The sequence below is a fragment of the Arthrobacter sp. SAFR-023 genome (genome assembly GCF_051965295.1).
In the GTDB taxonomy this organism is placed as follows: Bacteria; Actinomycetota; Actinomycetes; order Actinomycetales; family Micrococcaceae; genus Arthrobacter.
Window position 1 is genome coordinate 196,893 of the sequence record NZ_JBQCMF010000004.1, and the last position, 22,023, is coordinate 218,915.

15 protein-coding genes are annotated in these 22,023 nt (G+C 63.2%); 10 read left to right on the top strand and 5 right to left on the bottom strand.

The window, feature by feature from the left end; translation table 11 throughout:
- Positions 1-45 precede the first annotated feature (45 nt).
- On the top strand, positions 46-1,332 hold the full coding sequence (locus ACTHQX_RS06650) for a GNAT family N-acetyltransferase (RefSeq protein ID WP_440156441.1): 1,287 nt from the start codon (positions 46-48) through the stop codon (positions 1,330-1,332).
- A gap of 192 nt (positions 1,333-1,524) precedes the next feature.
- Positions 1,525-3,000, top strand: a complete 1,476-nt coding sequence (gene rpsA, locus ACTHQX_RS06655) for a 30S ribosomal protein S1 (RefSeq protein WP_102974277.1) — start codon at positions 1,525-1,527, stop codon at positions 2,998-3,000.
- A gap of 90 nt (positions 3,001-3,090) precedes the next feature.
- Here the strand turns inward: rpsA and ACTHQX_RS06660 are convergent, their stop codons facing one another.
- Both ACTHQX_RS06660 and ACTHQX_RS06665 read right to left on the bottom strand, forming a co-directional pair.
- Positions 3,091-3,657, bottom strand: a complete 567-nt coding sequence (locus ACTHQX_RS06660) for a type 1 glutamine amidotransferase domain-containing protein (protein ID WP_440156412.1) — start codon at positions 3,655-3,657, stop codon at positions 3,091-3,093.
- Between the two features lie 88 nt (positions 3,658-3,745).
- The gene (locus ACTHQX_RS06665; RefSeq protein WP_440156414.1) at positions 3,746-4,450 is read right to left on the bottom strand and encodes an IMPACT family protein; all 705 of its coding nucleotides are present in this window, start codon (positions 4,448-4,450) and stop codon (positions 3,746-3,748) included.
- A gap of 144 nt (positions 4,451-4,594) precedes the next feature.
- On the opposite strand from ACTHQX_RS06665, the gene coaE reads away from it, so the two are divergent.
- The 3 genes from coaE to ACTHQX_RS06680 all read left to right on the top strand — a co-directional run bounded on the left by coaE (position 4,595) and on the right by ACTHQX_RS06680 (position 9,234).
- Positions 4,595-5,830, top strand: a complete 1,236-nt coding sequence (coaE, locus tag ACTHQX_RS06670; RefSeq protein WP_440156416.1) for a dephospho-CoA kinase — start codon at positions 4,595-4,597, stop codon at positions 5,828-5,830.
- 62 nt (positions 5,831-5,892) lie between these two features.
- The gene (uvrB, locus tag ACTHQX_RS06675) at positions 5,893-8,013 is read left to right on the top strand and encodes an excinuclease ABC subunit UvrB (protein WP_440156418.1); all 2,121 of its coding nucleotides are present in this window, start codon (positions 5,893-5,895) and stop codon (positions 8,011-8,013) included.
- 195 nt (positions 8,014-8,208) lie between these two features.
- On the top strand, positions 8,209-9,234 hold the full coding sequence (locus tag ACTHQX_RS06680) for a TerC family protein (protein ID WP_236803276.1): 1,026 nt from the start codon (positions 8,209-8,211) through the stop codon (positions 9,232-9,234).
- Between the two features lie 169 nt (positions 9,235-9,403).
- Here ACTHQX_RS06680 and ACTHQX_RS06685 read toward each other — a convergent pair whose 3' ends face one another.
- Positions 9,404-10,774 (bottom strand): alpha/beta fold hydrolase, encoded by a 1,371-nt coding sequence (locus ACTHQX_RS06685; RefSeq protein ID WP_236803277.1) that lies wholly within the window; start codon positions 10,772-10,774, stop codon positions 9,404-9,406.
- Complete coding sequence (locus ACTHQX_RS06690; RefSeq protein ID WP_440156420.1) at positions 10,767-11,267, bottom strand: N-acetyltransferase family protein; 501 nt, start codon at positions 11,265-11,267, stop codon at positions 10,767-10,769. The genes ACTHQX_RS06685 and ACTHQX_RS06690 overlap by 8 nt, the downstream gene beginning before the upstream one ends.
- A gap of 137 nt (positions 11,268-11,404) precedes the next feature.
- Between ACTHQX_RS06690 and ACTHQX_RS06695 the strand changes: the two genes are divergently transcribed.
- Positions 11,405-12,109 carry a 4'-phosphopantetheinyl transferase family protein gene (locus tag ACTHQX_RS06695; protein WP_236803279.1) on the top strand — a complete coding sequence of 235 codons (705 nt, stop codon included), beginning with the start codon at positions 11,405-11,407 and terminating at the stop codon, positions 12,107-12,109.
- On the opposite strand, the gene ACTHQX_RS06700 is transcribed toward ACTHQX_RS06695, so the two are convergent.
- Complete coding sequence (locus tag ACTHQX_RS06700; RefSeq protein WP_236803280.1) at positions 12,106-13,101, bottom strand: M20/M25/M40 family metallo-hydrolase; 996 nt, start codon at positions 13,099-13,101, stop codon at positions 12,106-12,108. The two genes, ACTHQX_RS06695 and ACTHQX_RS06700, sit on opposite strands and share 4 nt — an antisense overlap.
- A gap of 489 nt (positions 13,102-13,590) precedes the next feature.
- Between ACTHQX_RS06700 and ectB the strand changes: the two genes are divergently transcribed.
- The 4 genes from ectB to asd all read left to right on the top strand — a co-directional run bounded on the left by ectB (position 13,591) and on the right by asd (position 21,943).
- Positions 13,591-14,865, top strand: a complete 1,275-nt coding sequence (ectB, locus tag ACTHQX_RS06705; protein WP_236803281.1) for a diaminobutyrate--2-oxoglutarate transaminase — start codon at positions 13,591-13,593, stop codon at positions 14,863-14,865.
- A 153-nt stretch (positions 14,866-15,018) separates the two neighbouring features.
- On the top strand, positions 15,019-16,473 hold the full coding sequence (locus ACTHQX_RS06710) for an aspartate kinase (RefSeq protein WP_440156423.1): 1,455 nt from the start codon (positions 15,019-15,021) through the stop codon (positions 16,471-16,473).
- A gap of 80 nt (positions 16,474-16,553) precedes the next feature.
- The gene (locus ACTHQX_RS06715; RefSeq protein ID WP_440156425.1) at positions 16,554-20,804 is read left to right on the top strand and encodes a Pls/PosA family non-ribosomal peptide synthetase; all 4,251 of its coding nucleotides are present in this window, start codon (positions 16,554-16,556) and stop codon (positions 20,802-20,804) included.
- Entirely contained in the window at positions 20,801-21,943 is a 1,143-nt protein-coding gene (asd, locus tag ACTHQX_RS06720; protein WP_236803283.1) for an aspartate-semialdehyde dehydrogenase, read from the top strand. The genes ACTHQX_RS06715 and asd overlap by 4 nt, the downstream gene beginning before the upstream one ends.
- Positions 21,944-22,023 lie beyond the last annotated feature (80 nt).

Here is a 22,023-nt window from a genome sequence, read left to right on the forward strand (position 1 = left end):
AGGCGGGGCGGGGGACCATTGGTTAGGCTCGGGGTTGTGTCTAATCTGAGCGCTGACTATGAAATCCGTCGGTTCCAAGCGGCTGCCAAAGACGATCCTGCATACGCGGAGTCGGTTGCCTGGATGCGGGCGGTAGCCTTCGGCATCCACGATGCCCGGCGCAGCGATGAACGGGTGGACAAAAGCATCGAGCTGCAGCGCACGGACGGGCGCGTCCTGACCGGGGTGTACCAGGCCGGAACGGTGGCCCGCCACTCGCTCGGAGCCGACGTGCCCGTTGCCACCTTCGGGACCATGACCAAGACACTGAACATCGGCTTTGGCCGCCTGCTGGACACCCGGCTGGTGACCGCCGTGACGGTCCGCACCTCACACCGGCGCCGCGGCCTGCTGCGCCGCATGATGGGGGAGGACCTGGCCCTGGCCCGGGAGGAAGGCCTCGCGATGGCAGCCCTCACGGCGTCCGAAGCCTCGATCTACGGCCGGTTCGGGTTTGGCGTGGCAACGTCCGAGCAGTCCATGAAGGTGGACACCACCGCGCGTTTCCGGCTCAACCACACCCCGGTGGGCAGCGTCGAGGTGGCGGACCCCAAGGTGCTGCTGGACCTGGCTCCGGAGGTCTTCGACCGTCTGCACCGCAGCACGCCCGGATCCATCGGCCGGCACGAGTTCTACCGCCAGTTCGCCTCGGGATCCGTCAGCCGGGACGGGGGCGAAGACCCGAAGGTCAAAGTGGCGCTGCACTACGGGCCCCGCGGCGACGTGGACGGCTACGTCTCGTACAGGTTTGCCGGCTGGTCCAGCACCCCGTACACCATGGAAGTCGTGGACCTTGTCGCGGCAACCGGGGCGGCGTACCTCGAGCTGTGGCAGTACCTGGCAGCCATCGACCTGGTGGACCGGATCACCTGGGAGGAAGCGCCGGTGGACGATACGCTGCGGTGGGCCCTCGAGGACGCGCGCTGCGTGGAGGCTTCGGAAGCGCGGGACATGCTCTGGCTGCGGATCCTCGACGTGAAGCAGGCCTTGGAAGCCCGCCACTACCCGGCCGACGGGCGGCTGGTGCTGAAAGTTGCCGACCCGCTCGGCCTGACAGGCGGCACCTTCACGCTGGACGCTCACGGCGGCGCCGCAGTGGTCACCTCCGGAGGCGGCGGCGCGCCGGACCTCGAGCTGGATGTCGCGGCGCTGTCCGCCATCTACCTCGGTGGGGTCAGCCCCGTGACCCTGGCGGCGTCGGGACGCATTCTGGAGCACACACCGGGCGCGGCGTTCCGCGCCGCCCGCATGTTCGCCGTCGAACGTCCGCCGCACTGCCTGACGCATTTCTAGCGCTTTGACCCCGGTTGGCGCTTGCCACTAGAATAAACGGGCGTGTACTACGTGCACGTTTTTTCTTCAATCCACAAAATCAGGATGACCAGGCACTTCCCTGCGAAGTGCCCACACCTGCGCCTGCGTTCCATAACGCAGGCGCGGCGGTTTGCCTGACCGACTAACTATCCACAACGGAGCCCCTACTACATGACCATCACCTCCACCGAGAAGCCCGGTACCCCCGTAGTCGCAATCAACGACATCGGTACCGCTGAGGACTTCCTCGCAGCTGTCGACGCGACCATCAAGTACTTCAACGACGGAGACCTCGTCGAAGGTACCGTCGTCAAGGTCGACCGCGACGAAGTTCTGCTCGACATCGGTTACAAGACCGAAGGTGTCATTCCCTCCCGCGAGCTTTCCATCAAGCACGACGTTGACCCCGGAGACGTCGTCTCCGTTGGCGATCAGGTCGAAGCCCTGGTGCTCACCAAGGAAGACAAAGAAGGCCGCCTGATCCTCTCCAAGAAGCGTGCTCAGTACGAGCGTGCCTGGGGCGACATCGAGAAGGTCAAGGAAGAAGACGGTGTTGTCACCGGTACCGTCATCGAGGTTGTCAAGGGTGGTCTTATCCTCGACATCGGTCTGCGCGGCTTCCTGCCCGCATCCCTCGTCGAGATGCGCCGTGTGCGCGACCTGGCTCCGTACATCGGTCAGCAGATCGAAGCCAAGATCATCGAGCTGGACAAGAACCGCAACAACGTTGTGCTGTCCCGCCGTGCATGGCTCGAGCAGACCCAGTCCGAGGTCCGCTCCACGTTCCTCAACAAGCTGGAAAAGGGCCAGGTCCGTCCCGGCGTCGTTTCCTCCATCGTCAACTTCGGTGCCTTCGTGGACCTGGGCGGCGTAGACGGCCTGGTTCACGTTTCCGAGCTGTCCTGGAAGCACATCGACCACCCGTCCGAGGTTGTCGAAGTTGGCCAGGAAGTCACCGTCGAGGTTCTCGAGGTCGACCTGGACCGCGAGCGCGTTTCCCTGTCGCTCAAGGCTACGCAGGAAGATCCGTGGCAGACCTTCGCCCGCACCCACGCCCTCGGCCAGGTTGTTCCGGGTAAGGTCACCAAGCTCGTTCCGTTCGGTGCGTTCGTCCGCGTCGAAGACGGCATCGAAGGCCTCGTTCACATCTCCGAACTGGCTGTCCGCCACGTTGAGCTGGCTGAGCAGGTTGTCTCCGTTGGCGACGAACTGTTCGTCAAGGTCATCGACATCGACCTCGAGCGCCGCCGCATCTCCCTCTCCCTCAAGCAGGCGAACGAGGGCGTTGACGCCGACAGCACCGAGTTCGATCCCGCTCTGTACGGCATGGCCGCAGAGTACGACGAAGAGGGCAACTACAAGTACCCGGAGGGCTTCGATCCCGAGTCCAACGAGTGGCTTGAAGGCTACGAGAACCAGCGCGCCGCTTGGGAGCAGCAGTACGCTGACGCCCAGACCCGCTGGGAAGCCCACAAGAAGCAGGTTTCCCAGCACGCTGCCGACGACGCTGCAGCTGCAACGTCCGGTGAGAGCGACTCCGGCACCACCAGCTACTCCTCCGAGCCGGCTGCCACCGATTCCGGTGCAGGCACGCTTGCTTCGGACGAGGCGCTTGCCGCTCTGCGCGAGAAGCTGACCGGCAACTAATTTGCCCGGCATTAGCTAATTGCCACTGAAAAGGTGGCCGTCCCCGAGAGGGGGCGGCCACCTTTTGTTTGCCGTTTTTACTGTGGAATGTCAGGCGGTCTGCCCGGCGTGTTCACCTTCGGCGATTTCCTCCAGCACCTTGTTGTTGAATGCGGGCAGGTCGTCCGGCTTCCTGCTGGTCACGAAGCCCTGGTCCACCACGACTTCCTGGTCGCTCCAGTTGGCCCCCGCGTTCCGCAGGTCGGTGGCCAGTGTGTGGTACGAGGTGAGGTTCCTGCCCTTGACGACGCCCGCATCGATGAGCAGCCAGGGGCCATGGCAGATAGCCGCGACCGGCTTGTGCTGTTCAAAGAAGCTGCGGGCAAACGCCTGCGCGTCCTTGTCCACCCTGAGGTGGTCGGCGTTCACCACGCCGCCCGGGATCACCAGGGCGTGGAAGTCCGCGGCGTTGGCATCCTGAAGGGTCAGGTCGACGTCGAAGGTGTCGCCCTTTTCGACGCCTTCAAAACCCTGGAGCTTTCCGCTCTTCGGAGCCACCAGGACAGGTTCGCCGCCGGCGTTCTTGACGGCGTCCCACGGGCTGGTCAGTTCAACCTGCTCCACGCCGTCCGTCAGCAGGAAGGCGACCCTCTTGCCGGTGATGTCGTGCTCTGACATGCGTTCTCCTTTTTCCGTGTGGTGCCTTACAGGTCCACCCTAGAAAAGCGCAAAGTCATAAGCAAGCTGATGATTCTTTCCTACCACGTCAGTGCGGAACGTCAATCCACTCAGTGTCCTCGCGCTGGAGGGCCGCACTTCCGGCGGTCAGGGCTGCCAGCCGGTCGGCGGCCGCGGCCAGGTCTCCCGGCTCGTCCGGCAGCGCGAGGCGCAGGACTGTGGACTGGGTTTCGTAGCCGGTCTCCGCCATCGCATAGCCCGCGCTGCGCAGGTCGTTCTCGAGGCGCCCCGCCGCGGCGTGCGGTACCCGGACGGCACAGATGCGCAGCCGTCGGCGCTGTACCAGCGGTGCCAGTTCCAGCGCCGTCGAGACTGATTCGGAGTAGGCGCGCACCAGCCCGCCGGTTCCCAGCAGAATTCCGCCGAAGTAGCGCACTACGACGGCACTTAGGTCGCTGAGGTCCGTCACCCCTGGTGCGGTTTCGCGCCGGAGCAGGGCCTCCAGCATGGGGATTCCGGCGGTGCCGGAGGGTTCGCCGTCGTCGCTGGACCGCTGGATGTCCCGGTCCGGCCCCAGAACGAACGCCGAGCAATGGTGCCGGGCGTCATGGAACTCGCGGCGAAGGTCAGACACCAGCGCGCGGGCATCCTCGTCGGTCCCCGCCCGCCGCAGGACGGTGATGAACCGGGAGCGCTTGATCTCGATCTCGTGGCGGAAGCCGTCCCCGGCAGCCAGCGTGGTGTACGCGGATGCCCTGCTCTCTTGTTCTTGCACCGCCCAAGTGTAGGACATGGGCCCACACCGCCAGGGGCCACGACGCCGAGGGGCCCCAATCGAGCTTGCGAGATTGGGGAGGCGGTGGATGGGCCCACGCCGCCAGGGTTTCCTGGCCGAGCGGAGCGAGGTTAGGGAGGCGGTTCAGTTTAGTCTTGGGGAGTGCTGAAGATTGGGTTGACGGGCGGCATCGCCTCGGGGAAGTCGCTGGTGGCGACGCGCCTGGAAGAACTGGGGGCAGTGCTCGTCGATGCCGACGCGATCGCCCGAGAAGTGGTGGAACCGGGAACTCCGGGACTGGCCGCCGTCGTGGAAGCGTTCGGCCCGGACATCCTCGACGGCGAGGGCCGGCTGGACCGGCCGCGCCTCGGGGCCATCGTGTTCCAGGAGCCGGAACGGCGTGCCGAACTCAATGGCATCGTGCATCCGCTGGTGCGCGAACGCGCCGCGGCGGTGATTGCGGCCGCGCCGGAGGACGCGGTGGTGGTGCAGGACATCCCGCTCCTGGTGGAAACCGGACAGCAGAAGAACTTCCACCTCGTGCTGGTGGTGGATGCGCCCGAGGATGTCCGGCTGCAGCGCATGACCGTGCACCGCGGAATGACGGAAGCGGACGCCCGTTCGCGGCTGGCGGCCCAGGCGTCCCGCCAGGACCGGATCGCCGCCGCGGACGTGGTCCTTCCCAACTCCGGCACGCGTGAGGAACTGCTGGCCACGGTGGACCGTCTGTGGGAGGGGCGGCTCGTGCCCTTTGCGCGGAACATCAGCCAGGCTGTGGTGGCCGGCCGCAGCGGGGCGCCCCTCCTCGTGGCGCCGGACCCTGACTGGCCGCGCCAGGCCGCCTGCCTGGCGGAGCGGCTCAAGGTTGCCGCCCGCGAGGGTGTCCTGGCCGTGGACCACATTGGATCGACGTCGGTTCCCGGCCTCGACGCGAAGGACGTCATCGACCTGCAGCTCGCGGTCGCTGATCTCGCGACGGCAGACCGGATTGCGCCCCTGCTGGGCACCGCGGGGTTCCCGCTCTGGCCGGGCGTCCTGATGGACAGCCCCCACGGGCCCTTTGACTCCGCTGCCTGGTCCAAGCGCCTGCACGGCAACGCCGATCCGGCCCGTCCGGTGAATCTTCACGTCCGGGTGGCCGGTTCGGCCGGCTGGCGGTTTGCCCTCTGCTTCCGCGACTGGCTGCGCGCCGATCCGGCGGCCCGGGAGGAGTATGCCGCGGAGAAGCACAGGGTGGCCGCCCTGCACGCCGCCGACGCCAACACGTCCGGCTACGCGGACGACAAAGAGGCCTGGTTCCGCGACGTCGGGGCTCCCGGAATGGAACGGTGGGCCGAAAGCAGCGGCTGGCAGCCGCCGTCGTACGTTTCAAGCGCCGCCAGCGCGCGTCAACGCTGAACCCAGTACAGCCCAAAGCGGAATCAGGAGTTCCTGTCAGTGGCCGGTTGTAGATTAGATGCATGAGTCTTGCGCAGGAGGTCAACCGGGTCGTCGCGCCCTTCGAGGTCATCAGCGAGTTCCAGCCGGCCGGTGACCAGCCGGCGGCCATCGCCGAACTCACCGAACGCATCAGGAACGGTGAAAAGGACGTGGTCCTGCTCGGCGCCACCGGCACCGGCAAGAGCGCCACCACCGCGTGGCTGGTGGAACAGATCCAGCGGCCCACGCTGGTGATGGTCCAGAACAAGACCCTGGCTGCCCAGCTGGCCAACGAGTTCCGCGAGCTGCTGCCCAACAACGCCGTGGAGTACTTCGTCTCCTACTACGACTACTACCAGCCTGAGGCGTATGTGGCGCAGACGGACACCTTCATCGAGAAGGACTCCTCCATCAATGAGGAAGTGGAACGGCTCCGGCACTCCGCCACCAACGCCCTGCTGACCCGCCGCGACGTGATCGTGGTGGCCACGGTGTCCTGCATCTACGGCCTCGGTACGCCGGAAGAGTACATCGCCGGCATGGTGACGCTGCGCAAGGGCGACGAAATGAACCGGGACCATTTGCTCCGGAAGTTCGTTTCCATGCAGTACGTGCGCAATGACATGGACTTCCACCGCGGCACCTTCCGTGTCCGCGGCGATACCGTGGAAATCATCCCCATGTACGAGGAACTGGCCATCCGGATCGAGTTTTTCGGTGACGAGATTGAGAACATCCACACGTTGCATCCGCTGACCGGTGAAGTGATCCGGGACGAGGAGGAAATGTATGTCTTTCCGGCCTCGCACTATGTTGCCGGACCCGAGCGCATGGCACGGGCAATCAAGCGGATCGAGGATGAACTCGCCGACCGGCTGAAGGTCCTGGAAAGCCAGAACAAGCTCGTCGAAGCCCAGCGGCTGCGGATGCGCACCACGTACGACCTCGAGATGATGCAGCAGATGGGCTTCTGCAACGGCATCGAAAACTACTCGTCGCACATTGACGGCCGTGCCCCCGGTACGGCTCCGCACTGCCTCCTGGACTACTTCCCGGACGACTTCCTGCTGGTGATTGATGAATCCCACGTCACCGTCCCGCAGATCGGGGCCATGTACGAAGGCGACATGTCCCGCAAGCGGAACCTGGTGGACTTCGGGTTCCGGCTGCCCTCCGCCATGGACAACCGCCCGCTCAAGTGGGACGAATTCCTCCAACGCGTAGGCCAGACGGTCTACTTGTCTGCCACGCCCGGCAAATACGAACTCGGCAAGGCGGACGGCTTCGTCCAGCAGATCATCCGGCCCACGGGCCTGATCGACCCCGAGGTGGTGGTCAAGCCCACCAAGGGGCAGATCGACGACCTGCTGGGGGAGATCAAGACCCGCACGGAGAAGAACGAACGCGTCCTGGTCACCACGCTCACCAAGCGGATGGCGGAGGACCTCACCGACTACCTCCTCGGCCATGGCATCAAGGTGGAGTACCTGCACTCCGACGTCGACACGCTGCGGCGTGTTGAGCTCCTCCGTGAGCTCCGGATGGGTGTGTTCGACGTTCTGGTTGGCATCAACCTGCTTCGGGAGGGCCTTGACCTGCCGGAGGTCTCCCTGGTGAGCATCCTGGACGCGGACAAGGAAGGCTTCCTGCGGTCGTCAACGTCCCTGATCCAGACCATCGGCCGTGCCGCGCGCAACGTCTCGGGCCAGGTCCACATGTACGCGGATCGGATTACCGACTCCATGGCCCATGCCATCGATGAAACAAACCGGCGCCGCGCCATCCAGGTGGCCTACAACACGGAAAACGGAATCGATCCGCAACCGCTGCGGAAGAAAATCGCCGACATCACGGACCAGCTGGCCAAGGAAGACGCGGACACGGATGCGCTCTTGGGCAGCTTCGACTACGGCAAGGGCAAGCGCGGTATCACTGCGGCGGCCAAGGGCGGCAAGGCGGCCAAGAAGGGCGCTGCCACCGTCCGGGCCGACGGGCTGGCGGCGGCGCCTGCCGAGGACCTGGTGGGCCTGATCGAGCAGCTGACCGAGCAGATGCACGGAGCGGCCGCCGAGCTGCAGTTCGAAGTGGCCGCCCGGATCCGCGACGAAGTTTCCGAGCTGAAGAAGGAATTGCGGCAGATGCAGTCGGCGGGGCACGCGTAGCGTCACGTGGCGCATCGGGCACCGCCTCTAGGGTAAAGTTGAGGTCACGTAGGGGAGTATCCCAAGCGCTACGAACGTCAACACGCAGGGCACAGATGCCTTGCCGGGCGTAGCGGGCAGCCACATCAGCACAAAGTGCACAGGTTCGCCGGAGAGACTTACACCGGTTTTCTGTACCCTGCGAAAGGCATTTTTGTGGAACTTCCCGTCTGGTTCGAGGTCGGCTCGTTCGTCGTCCTCGGCATCATCCTCCTTATGGACCTGCTTCTGGTAGTGCGCCGTCCGCATGAGCCCTCCATGAAGGAAGCCGGCCTTTGGGTGGCCTTCTACGTGGCATTGGCCCTCGTGTTCGCCGGTGCCATGTTCGCGTTCACGGGACCCGAGTACGGCAGCCAGTTCGTGGCCGGCTGGGTGACTGAGTACAGTCTCAGCATCGACAACCTGTTTGTCTTCATCATCATCATGGCCCGCTTCTCCGTGCCACGTAAGTACCAGCAGGAAGTGCTGATGGTGGGCATCATCATCGCGCTGATCCTGCGCGGCATCTTCATCATGCTCGGCGCCATCGTGATCGAGCAGTTCAGCTGGGTCTTCTACATCTTCGGCGCCTTCCTCCTCTGGACCGCCTGGAAGCAGGCGCAGGACGAGGGCGAAGACGAAGAGGACAAGGAGAACGCCCTCATCGGCAAGCTCCGCAAGGTCATCCCCATGTCCGAGAAGTTCGACGGCGGCAAGCTGCGCACCACGGTGGACGGCAAGAAGGTCTTCACTCCCATGGTGATCGTGTTCGTCACCATCGGCATGACCGACCTGCTCTTCGCGGTCGACTCCATCCCCGCGATCTTCGGCCTGACGCAGAGCGCCTTCATCGTCTTCACGGCTAACATCTTCGCCCTGATGGGCCTGCGGCAGCTGTACTTCCTGCTCGGCGGCCTGATGAACCGCCTCATCTACCTGAAGCACGCACTGTCCATCATCCTGGCGTTCATCGGCGTGAAGCTGGTTCTGCACGCCATGCACGTCAACGAACTGCCGTTCATCAACGGCGGGCACCACATCGAATGGGCCCCGGAGATCCCGACGTACGTGTCCCTCGCGGTCATCATCGGCACCATCATCATCGCCGTGATCGCCAGCCTGGTGAGCTCCGGCGCGCAGAAGGCCAAGCTGGACGCCCGCCTCGAGGAGGACTCCCGGAAGAGCCTGAGCGACGTCGACTAGGCTTCCGCTCCCCGTCTCAGAAAGCAACCCCGGCCACCTGATGGCCGGGGTTGCTTTTTTGCACGTCGAGGGGGGAGGATTCGAAGCGCGAACTGGCAGGTACTGCCCTCAAATCCCCGCTTTGAGGGCATTACCTGCCAGTTCGGGCTGGATTTGTGTTCTGAGTAGCTCAGCGGGCGGAGCGCACCATGCCGAGCAGGCGGCCGAAGATGGCCTCACCGTCGTCGGCGATGCCGTCGTGGTGGAACTCGCCTGTTTCCCAGGTGTTCAGCTTACGGACGGCGCCCGCGGTCTCCATGGAGAGCCCGTGGTCCACATAGATGTCATCGCGGTAGACGGCGGCCGCCGCGGGCACGATGTTGGCAGCCAGCTGCGCGGTGTCGTACAGGGGCTTCCAGTCAGCCTTGGCCGCCAGCAGTTCCGCCACTTCCTGCAGCGGGCGAAGGGCAGGGTCCTGTTCGAAGTACCACGGGTAGACCATCTCACCGGTCAGGAGTGGCTCGGCAGCGCCCGGACTGAACTCCGGGAACTCCTCGAGAACCCGCCAGGCCGCCCAGCCCGTGGCCGCGTTCTGGCCGTAGATGGACTCATGCATCAGCGCGTACAGCGGATTGGCTGCACGCGAGACCAGTGGGCGGACCTGCTCCAGGAACGGATCGGAGAGCCGCGGACCCCCGGGAGTCTCCACAAAGGCGTCCTCCAGCAGGTTGTGCAGGGTGTCCACCCTGGTGTTCCCGCCGAGGAAGGATCCAACCATTTGGAACCTCTCGACCGTGAGGGGAGAGCCGTCCGGGAGGTACTCCGCCGTGCCGCGGAGGTGACTGGCGATGCGGTTTACAGCTTCCCGGTCCTCGGGGTACCAGCCGAAGTACTCCGCGTTGCGTGCCGCCACCCGCTTGAAGGTCTCGCGGTAGACCCGCTTCGGGGAGCCGGTCAGCGGGGCGAGCCCTCCGGTGATCAGCACCTCGCGCAGGCCCCTGGGTGCGAACGACAGGTACGTGAGCGCACAGAAGCCGCCGTAGCTCTGACCGTAGACAGTCCACGGCTCTGAACCGAGGGCCTGGCGGATGAGTTCGGCGTCGGCGACGATCGAGTCGGCACGGAAGTGCTCAAGGTACCTGGCCTGTGCAGCGGCGTCCCCCCGCAGCGGCAGGGTGGTGCGGTCAATGGGGGAGGAAAGTCCGGTACCGCGCTGGTCCAGCATCAGGATGCGGAAGTCCTTTGCTGCCGCCTTGCTCCAGCCGCCCAGCGACGCGAAACGGTTGCCGCGTCCGCCCGGGCCCCCCTGAAGGTACAGGAGCCACGGCAGCTCGGCGGCCTCCGCCTCACTGTGTTCGTCGGACACGTACTCGCGGGCGAATACGGTTATCGTCTCGGCCGCAGCATCACCGTCCGGGCCGGCAAAATGGTTCAGTGGCAGTGTGAAGTAGTGCTCCGCCGTGCGCATGCCGCGGAACCTGTGCCGGGCCCGGACTGCGTGGACAGGGCCCACCTGGACAGGGCCCACCTGGGCACTGGCGCCCAGCGCTGCCTCAGCCATGGGCACCGACCTCACTGCGGCTGCCGAACTGGGCAAGCGCCGCTCCGGTCAGCCGGAACGTGGACCATTCCTCCATGGCGAACGCGCCGAGCTTCCGGTAGAAGTTGATGGACCGTTCGTTCCAGTCAAGCACGCTCCACTCGACCCGCGCGTAGCCGCGTTCGACGGCGGTCGCCGCCAGATGCTGCAAGAGGGCCTTCCCGTGGCCCTCGCCCCGGGCTTCCGGTGTGACGTAGAGGTCCTCCAGGTAGAGCCCGTGCACGCCTTCCCACGTTGAGTAGTTGAGGAACCAGAGTGCGAAGCCCCGCACTTGCCCATCTTCGTTCTCGGCCATGTGGGCGTAAACGCGCGGGTTGTTGCCGAAGAGGACCTCGGTGAGCATCTCGGGCGTGTTCCGGACCGCGTCCGGCTCCTTTTCGTAGACTGCCAGCTCGTGGATCATCTGCAGGATTACGGGAACATCGGCGGGTGTGGCGGGACGGATTACACTCATGGATCCGAGCTTACTGCGTTCCGGGGAGGCGGCATGCCCGAAGGATGCCTCTGGCGTATAGGCTATTGAATCCAATGACCCGTCAAGAATCAAGTGACCCTTCCGGGGCCGGTGTAAAGAGGCCAGCCCTGCCAGACGTGCAGCGGATCCGTCTGGCAGCCGTAAGGCTGTCCGGCGTCGACCTTCGCCAGGCCGATTTCCTGGACGACGCCGAGCGGCGGCTGGCATGGACGTTCGCTTCCCGGGAGCAGCGGGAGAGGTTCCTGGCCGGGCGCATCGCGTTACGGGGCCACGCCGCCGAGGCCGCAGGAGTTGACGTACGGGATCTGCAGGCCGACTTCGTCTGCCGGGAGTGCTCCAGGGACGACCACGTGCACGGGATGCCGCGGTATCAGGCGAGCCCACGGAAGGTGACCGTTCTGGCGAGCCTGAGCAGGGCGGGAGACTGGTGCCTGTTGGCGGCGTCCACGGACGGGCAGGTGCTGGGGGTCGGCGTCGACCTGGAGAGCGGAGTAGCCGCAGATTTTGAGGGATTTGGACAGGTTGCACTTTCGGCACGGGAACGGGACGAACTGCAGAAGGTGGAGCCGGCCCTGCAGCCGGGTTTCCAGACACGTCTGTGGACGCGCAAGGAGGCAGTACTGAAGGCCCTCGGCAGGGGGCTGGCCGTCGTTGACCCGGCTCTCGTGGATGTTGCCGGTTCTGTTCCGCTGCTGCTGGGCCAGGAAGAAAGCCACAAGCACTGGGTGCTCGACGCCGTGGACCCAAGTTCGCTAGGGCTGCCCGGTTCGTTTACGGCAACGATGGCGGTTCTCTTAGGTCCCGAGCTTGGTTCCAATTAGGGCGGGGCCATCATTGCGAAGGCGAGCGTGACGTAGCCCAAGGCGCCGGCCATGTCCTTGAGCAGCGCTGGGTCGATGTTCTCTATGTCGTCGCAGCTGCTGTGGTAGCAGGGGTCGTGATCTTCGCCCTCGATCCCACCGAATTCGGTCACCTGCCTGGAGTTTTTTCGGTCGTCATCGCCGGAAAAGAGCCCTCCGGCGGGGATGCCAGCTCCAATGAAGGGCTCGTAATCCGACTCGCCATCGAACTCAGTTGCCTCCGCGGCCAGCGAATTCCTTGCGAAATAGTCGAGGAACTGGCGCTCGATCTCGCCCGAACCGCGGGGACCGGCATTGCCAAAGCTGGAGCCGTCACCATCATGAACGAATCGTCCGCCGTTGGATGAGGCGACCATGTCCAGGTTGAGGTCTAACATCGTTTGCGAGATTTCGCGGTCGGTGAGGGTGTCCACGTAATGCCGGGAACCCAGCAGGTCAACCTCCTCGGCACCCCAGAAGGCAAAACGGACCCTGTTCTTAGGGCGGACTCCTGTTTCGGCCATCCAGCGGGCAGTTTCGATGATGGCGGCAACGCCGCTGGCGTTGTCGTTTATCCCGGGTCCCCTGCGGACGGAGTCGAGGTGTCCGCCCACAACGATGGTGTGTTCCGGATTTCCCGCAGTTTCGGCGAGGATGTTGAAAGTCTCCACGTCCGCCTCACGATTGTGGTCCCTATAGGTGAAGACCTGCCGGACCGGCTTGTACCCGGCATCGCGGAGCTGGTCCTCAACGTACCGGGCGGAAGCTTCATAGCCTGCTGTCCCCGCAGCCCGGTTTCCTCCCGAGTCATCAGCAACTTTCTGCAGCTCCTCGAGGTGTTGTATCAGATTGCTGTTGGCGAAGGCTGCGCGCACCTGGTTGGCAGCGTCCTTCGGCGCGGGGGTGACCGTATCCGGCACTGGCGTGGTCGTCGGCCGTGGTTCCAGCGGCGATTCCTGCGCCGGCAACGTCACGGCCGGCGGCGCCTCGAGGGGAGCCCTCGCGGCAGGCGCTGAACACGCCGACAGCGCCATTGCAGCCGCGGCGACAACGACTCCTGCGGTGCTCCCACACACTCTACGGCTCGGGCGGAACGCATCCATGGTTGAAAGCTACCTCTTGCTTCAGGGCAGAGAAAGACTCTTGGTAAGAGACAGGTACAGCTCCGCACCAGCCCTGGAAGTGCCCAAGTACGTAGGTATTGGTCGGGCCAACTATGCAGGTACTCGGGACGGTTGCAATGCGGTGTTGTACCTGCCTACTGTCGATTAGCAGGTTTAAGTGGCGTAGGTTGCATCCGTGGAAGACTCGCGGCGGTAAGCCAGATATTAGCTGCTGGGGAAAATATTGGTGACCGCAGCGTTTCCGTTTCGCCGCATTTTGTGCGGTGGTCTTTGAAAAGTGAGTGGACAGGACGCAGGCGTCTGAGGCCCTCACACACAAGCTGGCAGGAAACTACCCAAATGCAGGATATTTTTGAATCCCTGGAATCCGAAGTCCGTAGCTATTGCCGAGGCTGGAATACCGTTTTCGAGCGTGCGGCTGGCAGCAGGATCTACGACGAGGATGGCCGTGAATACCTTGATTTCTTTTCCGGGGCAGGAGCCCTGAACTACGGGCATAACCACCCGGCACTTCTACAACCGCTGGTGGATTATTTGCTGTCCGGAGCAGTCATTCATTCCCTGGATATGAAAACTTCAGCGAAGCGGCGGTTCCTTCAAACGTTCCAGGAACTGATCCTCAAGCCAAGAAATTTGGACTATAAGGTAATGTTTCCGGGCCCAACGGGGACGAATTGCGTGGAGGCTGCTCTGAAGCTGGCCAGAAAAGTTACAGGGCGGTCCCACATTCTTGGTTTCACTAACGCATTCCATGGGATGACGCTTGGCTCGCTGGCGGTAACTGGCAACGCCATGAAGCGTCACGGTGCCGGCATTCCCCTGGCCAACGCATCGAGCATCCCCTATGACGGATTCCTCGAGGACGAGGGAACTGGATTCCAATGGCTTCGGCTGGCGCTCAAGGACTCGGGATCAGGACTTGAAAGGCCTGCCGCGATCATCGTCGAAACTGTTCAGGGCGAGGGCGGACTCAGGGCGGCACGGGCGTCCTGGCTCCGCGAACTTTCAGACATCTGCCATCAGCATGGGATTCTGCTCATTGTCGATGACGTACAGGCAGGCTGCGGACGAACCGGCACATTCTTCAGTTTCGAATCTGCAGGCATTGTTCCGGATATCGTCTGCCTTTCGAAATCCATCTCGGGCTTCGGATTGCCTTTGGCCCTAACGCTGTTCAAGCCCGAGCTGGATCTTTGGAAGCCGGGAGAGCACAACGGTACTTTTCGCGGGCACAACCCAGCTTTTGTCACGGGTGCGGCGGCGCTGGAGCACTTCTGGCGGGATAAAACTTTTGAATCGAGGACAGCGGCACGTTCAGCGCAGCTGCACGAGGGGCTGTCCCGTATTGCAGCCACGGCTGGAGGCGCCACAGTGCGGGGCCGGGGCATGTTGACCGGAATTCATTACTCCGATACCAAGACGGCAGGGCAAATCGCAGCTGAGTCCTTTGCCCGCGGCCTTCTCGTGGAGACTTCCGGGCCCGAGGGTGAAGTACTCAAGACCATGCCTGCGCTCACAATCACCGCCGAGGACCTGCAACGCGGGCTCGCAATCTTGGCGGGAGCGGCCGAATCCGTCACGGGACACAGAACGGCTTTGAAAACTGTCGCCTGACTCCGCCTGGATCACTCGATTGTGCCTGAACGGGAATAACCGCCGTACGACGACGTAAGAAATGCGGGGAATCCAATGAACGTGCCACTAGTACCTCCGTCCGATCACGAGTCCATAGAACCTGCAAAGCTAAATGAAACCACGGCAAGCCGCGTGGCCACGGCCCCGCTCTGGACCGAATGGAGCCGGCCCCTGCACGAGGGCGCCGGACCCGCGGTGCCCAGAGGGTCCCTGATCGTACAGAAGTTTGGGGGATCCTCAGTAGCTGACGCCGCCGGCATTTGCCGGGCCGCCCGCAGGATAGCCAAGACCCGCGAGGCCGGTTACCAGGTAGTTGCCGTGGTATCCGCCATGGGAGATACAACCGACCAGCTGTGCGACCTTGCTGCCGGTGTTTCCCAGAACCCGAACCCAGGAGCGCTGGACGCCCTGCTCAGCATGGGGGAGGCCGTTTCCTCGTCCCTATTGGCCATGGCCCTAGTGGACTGCGGCCAGGCGGCACGAACGTTCACCGGCAGTCAGGCCGGGCTAATAACCGACAGCGTTCACGGTAAGGCACGCATTACCGACGTCCGGCCCGGACGCATCCGGACGTGCCTCGACCACGACACAGTACCGATCGTGGCGGGCTTTCAAGGCAGGACGCAGAAAGGCCGGCGGGTGACGACGCTCGGACGGGGAGGGTCAGACCTGACAGCGGTGGCACTCGCCGCCGCCCTCGGAGCGGGCATCTGCGAGATCTACACAGACGTGGACGGCGTTTACACAGCTGATCCCCGCATTGTTCCGACGGCGCGAAAGATCGCCGCCCTGTCGAGCGAGGAAATGCTCGAATTCTCTGCCTGCGGCAGCAAGGTCATGCACCTGCGCAGCGTCGAGTACGCCCGCCGCTTCGGCCTTCCCCTCCATGTCAGATCCTCATTCACCGACGAGATGGGAACCCTGATTTTGCCAGGACTTGACCGGAGCCCCTTCCAAAGGCCTGCACCAGAGCAGGCAGTGATAACCGAGGTGTCCGGATGCGAGGCACTGGCGGAAATTACCGTTGCCGGACTGCCCGATGACCCCGAAAGCATGTCCGCACTCTTCCGCACCCTTTCGCAGTCGGTGACCATCCAATCGGTCGTTGAGAAGAGACCTGGGCCAGCCCGGCGTGCTGACGTGGTATTTTCGCTGCCGGCGTTGCAGGCCGCTACTGCTTTATCAGTGCTGCGCGCCCAGCAGAGCGATCTCGACTTTCAGGATCTGCAGCACAATGGACGAGCTGGCAAGGTCATGCTGTCCGGACTCGGCATGAGGTCATCTCCTGCGGTTTTCTCCACCTTCTTCAGTGCACTGTCAAAGGCCAGAGTTGACCTCGATCTGATTGAAATTTCAGAGACAGGCCTAAGTGCACTTACGGGGGCGGATCAGTTGGAGACAGCTGTCCGCGCAGTGCGGTCAGCGTTTGGCCTGGCCATGGACGGAGTCGGAAAAGTTTCAGGGGGCGTGCGGCTCGCTGCCACCCGCGGCCCACGGCCGGGTGGCGTCAGCCGGCCGGAGACATCCAAGGATGGCCGCCGGTCGTCGTCCCCCGTTCCAGCCCCGCTGGGCGTTCACACCCTTTAAGGGGCGCGCCGGCCGAGCTGACACGACTGAACGAAGACCGAGGATATGCGGATGCCAATGCCAATGAAGGAATCAGCAAAATGACCAAAAACGTGAAGGTGCACAACCGTGGCGATGTCCGCCCGGCCGAGCTGCGCGGGATCCTGACAACTGGGCAGAACGGGGCCGGGCCAGTGCTGGCGTCGGCCTTTCCGGATCACGTAGCACGGTGGAGCAGAGGCGAACGGCTGAACCAGCTGTTTGAGGACCGGTGTGACGCCTACACGGACCAGGGTCGCGCCGATCAGCTCGCGGTGGACGCGGAGGATGTTGTCTTTACCTACGAGGACCTGGATCGGCGGGCCAACCAGTTAGCACGCTATCTCCTTGCTGCGGGTGCGCGGCCGGGGGACCGCATAGCCCTGCTGTTCGATCAGCCATCTTACGCCTATGTCGCGATGCTGGGAGTACTCAAGATCCGCGCCGCCTATGTTCCGCTGGATCCGGGCTTCCCTCCGGACCGACTCAAGTACATCGTCGAAGACGCCGACGTGACCGCAGTCCTCAGCCTCTCACATCTTCAGGATCTGTTGCCTGAAGTTGCCGCGCTGACAGTTTCCCTGGACGACGTCCGCGGGCACGTGGACGCGCAGGACCCGTCCCGGATGGAAGAACCTTTGGAGGGCGGAACGGCAGATGAACTCGCCTACATCATTTACACGTCCGGATCTACCGGCAGGCCAAAGGGCGTTGCAATAGACCACGCAAGCATCTGCAACTTCGTGCGGGTCGCGTCGGCCCTCTACGGGATCGAGCCCACCGACCGCGTATACCAGGGAATGACCATTGCCTTCGATTTCTCCGTTGAAGAAATTTGGGTTTCATGGCTAGCCGGAGCCACGTTGGTTCCCAAGCCCGCAGGTTCCACCCTTCTTGGCGCTGACCTAGCCTCCTATTTGATTGCCAAACGCATCAGCGCCCTGTGCTGTGTGCCGACCTTGCTCGCCACTATCGATGAAGACCTGCCGGAATTGCGTTTCCTGCTAGTCTCCGGTGAGGCGTGTCCTAGGGACCTGGTGACGCGCTGGCACATTCCCGGCCGTCGTTTCCTCAATGTCTACGGTCCGACCGAGGCGACCGTTACGGCCACGTGGGCCCTCGTTGACCCGGGCGGCCCTGTTTCATTGGGTGTCCCGTTGCCAACCTACTCGGCCGTCATCCTCGATCCCGCCGACAGCAGGACACTTCCACTCGGGGAGTCCGGGGAAATAGGGCTTGCGGGAGTCGGCCTCGCGCGAGGATACGTCAATCGCCCGGACCTTACGGAGAAGGCTTTTATTCCTGACTTCCTCCAGATCAGCAATAATCCCTCGGGGAGAATCTACCGCACAGGGGACTTGGGCCGAATCAACAAGGATGGTGAAATCGAGTACCTCGGCCGCATTGACACCCAGGTCAAGATCCGCGGATACCGGATCGAGCTGGCCGAGATCGAATCGTTCCTTTTGCAATTCCCAGGGATCGCGCAGGCAGTCGTTGACACCGTCGAAGCAGAGCCTGGAGTGCTGGAACTGGCCGCCTATTACACGCTTCGCCATGATGCCGCGAGTGTTGAAACGCGCGACATGTATCAGATGCTTCGCACCAGGCTTCCCGGATACATGGTGCCGGCCTACTATGAAGAACTTAAATCCATACCGATGATGGCCAGCGGCAAGGCGGACCGGAAGCAATTACCGCGCCCCTCCAACAGAGTCAGCCCGGCAAGCACAGGGGCCTACACACCCCCCGCTTCACCCGCTGAGACGTCATTGGTGGAGCAGCTCGAGGCGATACTTGCGCTCGACCGGATCTCGACAGACGCTCACTTTTTCAATGACCTTGGCGCTAATTCATTGCTGATGGCGCATTTTTGCGCCCGCATCCGCCGGGAAACCTCCCTGACGCCGGCAGCGATGCAGGATATCTACCAGCACCCTACCATCCGTCAGCTCGCCGCGGTGCTCACGGAAGCACAGCCCGAAGCAACTGCGGCGCCAGCGGATTACGACACGGGCCCATGGACAAATACAGTCGTCAAGCCGCCGACCACCTTCCAGTATGTAACGTGCGGCGTCATCCAGATGGCGTTCTTCTTGGGCTACACCATGTACGCTGCCTGGCTGCTGATTGCCGGCTACGAATGGGTGTCCGGCGGAAACGGTTGGGTGGAGATGTGGCTACGTTCCGTCGGCTTCGGCGCGGCCATGTTCCTGGCCCTGTCCGTGACCCCAATCATCATTAAGTGGGTTCTCGTCGGTCGCTGGAAGCCGAGGGGTATCCAAATTTGGAGCATGGGCTATGTCCGATTCTGGCTGGTAAAAACACTGACGCGGGCTAATCCTCTCGTGCTGTTCGCCGGTTCACCGCTCTACATTTTCTATCTGCGGCTTCTCGGCGCCAAAATCGGTAAGGGAGTGGTCATCTTCTCCCGACATGTGCCGGCGTGCCCGGACCTGCTCATGGTTGGCGACAACACCGTGATCCATAAAGATTCCTACTTCCTCTGCTACCGGGCCCGCCCTGGCCTAATTGAGACTGGCTCGGTGACGCTCGGTAATAATGTGCTGATCTCTGAGAAGACCACGCTGGACATCGGCACCTCCATGGGCGATGACTCGCAGCTGGGGCATGCCTCTTCACTACAGACCCCGCAGTCTATTCCACCGGGTCAGGCGTGGCATGGCTCTCCGGCAGCGCGAACGACCGCCAACTACCGTCGGGTGCCCGCTGCCAACTGCACAACCCGCAGACGCGTCATCTTCAGCGTGTTGCAGCTGTTCAACCGGCTTGTCCTGGTCGTTCCTGGCGGCGTCCTCCTGCTCGCCGCCCTGCTACCCTCCTATCTGGACTCCGAACACCTGCACCTCGGCCAGTCCAGCTTCTATGTCGACGTCTTGGCCGCCACACTAGTCCTCTTCATTTCCGGGCTCATCGGCGGGCTGCTCTTCGTCCTCACCGTTCCGCGACTGCTCAATCTGTTTCTCAAGCCTGACAAGGTATACCCGCTCTATGGCGTGCACTTTTCCATCCAGCGGATGATAGCAAGGATTTCGAATGTCAAGCTCTACAAGGACGTCTTCGGCGACAGCTCGTACATCGTTTATTATCTGCGCGCCCTCGGCTACGATCTGCGCAAGGTGGAGCAGACGGGATCAAACTTCGGCCCCACGCTGGCCCACGAATCCCCCTTCTTGAGCACTGTCGGAACTGGAACAATGGTTTCAGACGGACTAAATATGATGAATGCAGACTTCTCCAATACGTCTTTCCGTCTGTCAGCTGTGCGTGTCGCAGGCCGCAATTTCCTGGGAAACGACGTTACCTTTCCGATCGGCGCCCGCGTCGGGGAGAACTGCCTCCTCGCCACCAAAGTGATGGTCCCGATCGATGGCCCGGTCCGTCGCGATGTGGGACTGCTCGGTTCTCCCGCCTTCGAGATCCCCAGATCTGTCCAGCGCGATGCTCAGTTTGATGAACTCAAGATCGAAGAGGCCAAGAACCGACTTCTGCCGGCCAAGAACCGTCACAACATCGTGAGCATGATGCTCTTCTTGGCGGTTAATTGGTTTCAGTTGTTTGCCGCCGCGCTCTTCGGTGGCGTTGCGGTCACCGCCCATGGCTTCCTCGGCGTGCTGGCGGTATCCCTCTCAATGCTCGGCTTCCTGATATTCCGCATACTTTTTAGGGTACTGGTGGAGCGTTCGGTGATGGGTTTCCGCCAACTGAAGCCGCAGTACTGCTCCATCTATGACCCCTATTTTTGGCGACATGAAAGGCTGTGGAAGCTACTCGCTACGCCGCCGTTCAACGGAACTCCCTTCAAGGCCTGGGTCTGGAGGTTGTTGGGCGTGAAAGTGGGCAAACGGCTGTACGATGCCGGCCTAACCATCCCAGAGAAAACGCTGGCCTCCATCGGCGATGACTGCGCCTTCAACGAAGAAACAATCATTCAAGGCCATTCCATGGAAGACGGCACCTTCAAGTCCGGCCCGACTGTTCTGGGAAACCGCTGCTCCGTGGGCGTCTTGGCCTTCGTCCACTATGGCGTGACAATGCAAGACGGTTCGACGGTTATGGCTGACGCCTTTCTGATGAAGGGCACAGATGTCCCGGAGAACACGGTGTTCGCCGGGAATCCGGCTCGCGCCGCCTCGCATCGGTCGCCCGAAGCTCCGGGGCTTCCAGCCGCAACGCGGGGGCCCCGGCACAAGGCCGTGCACTACGCGCGGGTCCACTCTACAAGGTCCCTTCCGGCAGGAGTCCACCGGAGTTCTTCTGCACGAGGTCATGTTCTAAGGCGGGTTAGATGACTACAGCAGCTACTCAGTCCGTTGGACTGGTCGGTTGGCGCGGCATGGTCGGCTCCGTCCTGATGCAGCGCATGCAGGAAGAGGGCGACTTCGCCAACATCAACCCGGTATTTTTCTCCACCTCAAACGCGGGAGGCGCCGCCCCGTCGGTTGCCGGTGCTGCCGCGGGCGCGGCCGGCAAGCTCGAGTACGCGTTCGACGTCGACACGCTGGCGAAGCTGCCCATTATTGTCACCACCCAAGGCGGGGACTACACCAAACAGGTCCACGGTGAGCTGCGCAGCCGCGGCTGGGACGGCCTCTGGATCGACGCCGCCTCCACCCTGCGCATGAACGATGACTCCATCATCGTCCTGGACCCGATCAACCGCGACGTCATCGACAAGGGACTCGCCAACGGCGTCAAGGACTTCATCGGCGGCAACTGCACCGTATCCTGCATGCTGATGGGCCTCGGCGGCCTTTTCAAGAACGGCCTCGTCGAGTGGGGCACGTCCATGACTTACCAGGCAGCCTCCGGCGGCGGCGCGCGGCACATGCGCGAGCTGCTCACCCAGTTCGGCACGCTCAACGCCGAGGTCAGCACGGAACTGGACGACCCGGCGTCGGCCATCCTGGACATCGACCGCAAGGTGCTGGCCCACCAGCGGAGCGAGATCGACGCCACCCAGTTCGGTGTCCCGCTGGCCGGTTCGCTGATCCCCTGGATCGACGCGGACCTCGGCAACGGACAGTCCAAGGAGGAGTGGAAGGCCGGCGTCGAGACGAACAAGATCCTTGGCACCTCGGATGACAACCACGTGATCATGGACGGCCTCTGCGTGCGGATCGGGGCCATGCGCTCCCACTCGCAGGCGCTCACTTTGAAGCTGCGCGAGGACCTCTCCGTTGCCGAAATCGAGAAGCTGCTCGCAGAGGACAACGAATGGGCCAAGGTGGTGCCCAACTCCAAGGAAGCCTCGATGGCCGACCTGACTCCCGTGGCTGCCTCGGGCACGCTGACCATTCCGGTGGGACGCATCCGCAAGCTCGAGATGGGCCCGCAGTACATCAGCGCCTTCACCGTCGGCGACCAGCTCCTCTGGGGCGCCGCCGAGCCGCTGCGCCGCATGCTCAACATCGCGGTCGAAACGATCTAGGCACCGGTCGCAATGAGGCCTAGTCAATTGGACGACGTGAAAAGGCGTAGTCAGATGATCGAGGTAACGCCTGGCCGTAC